We start from the raw sequence: 3,144 nt of genomic DNA, 5'->3' as shown, positions 1-3,144 counted from the left end.
CGCGGGAGCGACGCCGGTGGCTGCTGGGGTATCGACGGGCGAGGCGGCCGACGGCTTTGTTCCCTCCCCCCCAAGGGGGGAGGGGACCAGAAGTCGCGGCCAGAGGCGCATCGGTCCCCGCGTTCGCGGCGTTCGCCCGGACGGTCTTCGCCCGGTCGCGGAAGCTGCTCGCCCGGTCGTCGATCCGCCACCAGCGGCAGCCGAACGCGGCGGCGCAGAACCAACGGCTCGTTTGGCTCGCCGGCGAGGCCGTGTGCGCCACGCCGGAGGTCGCGAAGCGCTGGCCGACGCCCGCCGTCGCGCCGCCGTTCTACGTCGAAGCCGTCGAGGACGGCGAACGCCTCGGCGTCCGCCTCGCCGACGGCCGCCCGGCGACGCTGCTGCGATTCCGCACGTCGGACCCACTCGGTCGCGTCGCGGCATTGGTCCGCGGCAAGCCGTGGCGGTCCCCGGCCGCGAAGCTCGCCCGCCTCCTGTTCCACTTGCAAAACGCCGGCGTGGACGTGCCGCCGCTGTTTGCCTTCGGCCAGCGGCTCGACCGCGGGTTCACCGCCGACTCGTTCCTCGTCCACGGCCTTCCGGACGGCTCGCTTTCACTGGAAGCGTGGCTAGCGAAGAACGCCGCCGACCGTGACCGGCTCTTAACCCAACTCGGCGGCGTCCTGCGGACGGCCCACGACGCCGGGTGCGTCCTCGGCGGGTCGCCGAAGGCGGTGGCCGTGATCCCCACCCGCGGCCGCCCGCGGCTCGTCCTCGACCCGACGCACGGCGGCGAACTCCGACGCACCGTCTCCGAGCCCGAGCGAATCCGCGACCTCCGCGGCGTGTTGGGTCCATTGGCGGCGCACGTCCTGGACGGGTACGCCCCCGGCCCGGACGATGACCGATTGAGAAAGCAGGTGGCCGCGGCATGATGAGCGCCATCCCCCACCCGTGCGAATCCCCGCCGCGGACGGCCCTCGGCCGGTTGCTCCGCGGCGGCCGTCGGGTCGTCGCCGTCCCCGGCTTCGCACTCGCCGCCGGCGACGACTGGGCCGACCGCGTGCTGCACGACGTGCCCGCCGAGGTGCTGCACGGCAAGCAGGGCCGCACCATCAGCTACTGGCCGCTGACCGACGCCGGCGGCCGGCCGATGAACCTCTACCTGAAGCGGCACTACGAACTCCCCCGCTGGCGCGGGCTGCTCGCGGCGCTGTTCCCGTGCCGGGCGTGGTCGCCGGGGCTGGCCGAGTGGGAACACCTGCGGTGGGCCGTGGCGAACGGCATCCCGGTCGCCCGGCCGGTCGCGGCCGGCGAAATCCGCGGGCCGTGGGGCGAGCTGCAGAGCTTCCTGGCGGTCGAAGAGCTGACCGGGATGATCCCGCTGAACGAAGCGATCCCGCTGGCGTTCGCGGCGCTGCCGCCGGCCGCGTTCGCGGCCTGGAAGCGCGGGCTGATCGGCGAACTCGCCCGGCTCGCGCGGGAGCTGCACCGCCAGCAGACGTTCCACAAGGACCTGTACCTCTGCCACTTCTACCTGCGGCGAACGGACTGCGAGCAGCCGCCCGGTTCCTTCACTGATCGCGTGTTCATGATCGACTTCCACCGGCTGGCCCGCCACCGGGTCGGCGGGGTCTGGTTCCAGGTAAAGGACCTGGCGCAGCTGCTGTACTCGTCCAGCGCCGTCCCCGGCCTGACGCCGCGGGACCGGGTGCGGTTCTGGAAGCTGTACCGCGGCGGCGACTGGCCCGGCGGGGTGCGGCCGCGGGGGTGGTTGCGGTGGGCCGTGCGGCGGAAGTGGAAGCTGTACGACCGGCACAACCAGAAGCACAAGAACCGGGACGGGACGCCATGAACATAGCCCTCTGCCACCCGAGCGTCGTCCCGGCCCGCGGCGGGTGCGAGACGTACATCAGCGACCTCGCCCGGCGGCTCGCCCGCGACGGGCACGCCGTCTCGCTGTTCGCCTCGTACTGGGACGCGGCCGCGCTGCCGCCGGCCACGCACTTCTACCGGATCGCCCCGGCCACCGGCCCGCGGTTCCTCCGCCCGTGGGCCTTCGGGACGGCGTGCGAGGCCGCGCTCCGCGTCGTGAAGCCGGACGTGAGCATCGGGTTCGACAAGACGTGGGGCCAGGACGTGCTCTACCCGCAGGGCGGGTTGCACGTCGCCACGCAGGCGCAGAACATCCTGAAGGAGCCCGGCCGCTACCGCCGGCTGCTCGCGCGGTGGGGCAAGCGGTTCGACCCGGCGAACTGGTCGTACACGCGGCTGGAGCGGAAGCAATATTTCGGCGACCGGCGGCCGACGATCCTGGTGAACAGCGAGATGGTCCGCGGCCACTTCGAGCAATACTACGGCGTCGGGCCGGGGGCCGTGCGGGTGCTGCACAGCGCCATCGACCCGCTCCGGTTCGTCGCGGACGACCGCCCGAAGCGGCGGGCCGCGGAGCGGGACCGCTGGGGCGTCCGGCCGGAAACGGCGGTCGCGCTGTTCATCGCCACGAACTACCGGCTGAAGGGCCTGGCCCCGCTGCTGAAGGCGCTGCCGTTCGTGCCGCGGGACCGCGACTTCCGCCTCCTCGTGATCGGCAGCGACAAGGGCGAGCCGTACCAGCGGCTGGCGGAGTCGCTCGGCGTCGCCGACCGCGTGTCGTTCCTCGGCTTCAGAAAAGACCCGAAGGACGCATACTTCGCGGCCGACTTCCTGGCGCACCCGACGTTCTACGACCCGTGCTCGCTGGTCGTGCTGGAGGCGCTGGCGTGCGGCCTGCCGGTGGTGACGACGCGGTACAACGGCGCGGCCGAGTTGCTGAGTTCGGCGAACAGCGTCGTCGTCTCCGACCCGCACGCGGCGGCGGAGTTGGGGGCGGCGATGGCGGCGTTCACCGACCCGGCGGCGCGGGCGAGGGCGTCGGCGGCCGCCCGCGACGCGGCGAAGGCGTGGACGTTCGAGCACCACTACCACGGGCTGCTGGCGGTCCTTCAAGAGACGCGGGAGCTGAAGCGGGCGGCGTGAGTGAGTAAATCGCAACGGCGTCCCGCAAGAGCAACGGCGAGCGTCACGGCGTAAGCGTGCCGTGTCTCGAAACGGCAACGACCGGCTTCGTGGAACCCTGAGCGGAAGCGACGGGGTGTGGGGGTTGGTCCCACACCCCGTCGCTTC

The 3,144-nt window shown here is 72.7% G+C and carries 3 protein-coding genes; all 3 read left to right on the top strand.

The window, feature by feature from the left end:
• The coding region (locus tag AC5JJ2_RS12055; RefSeq protein ID WP_495858235.1) for a hypothetical protein at positions 1 to 914 on the top strand (914 nt) is incomplete at its 5' end.
• Entirely contained in the window at positions 911 to 1,834 is a 924-nt protein-coding gene (locus AC5JJ2_RS12050) for a lipopolysaccharide kinase InaA family protein (RefSeq protein WP_495858234.1), read from the top strand. The genes AC5JJ2_RS12055 and AC5JJ2_RS12050, both read left to right, overlap by 4 nt.
• Positions 1,831 to 2,997: a glycosyltransferase family 4 protein gene (locus tag AC5JJ2_RS12045; RefSeq protein ID WP_495858233.1), complete on the top strand. Its 1,167-nt coding sequence runs from the start codon at positions 1,831 to 1,833 to the stop codon at positions 2,995 to 2,997. Before AC5JJ2_RS12050 ends, AC5JJ2_RS12045 begins: the two co-directional genes overlap by 4 nt.
• The last annotated feature ends 147 nt before the right edge of the window (positions 2,998 to 3,144 follow it).

Source organism: Limnoglobus sp. (assembly GCF_059499385.1).
The sequence above is the reverse complement of the archived record's forward strand: the minus strand, read 5'-3'. Positions and strand labels throughout refer to the sequence as shown.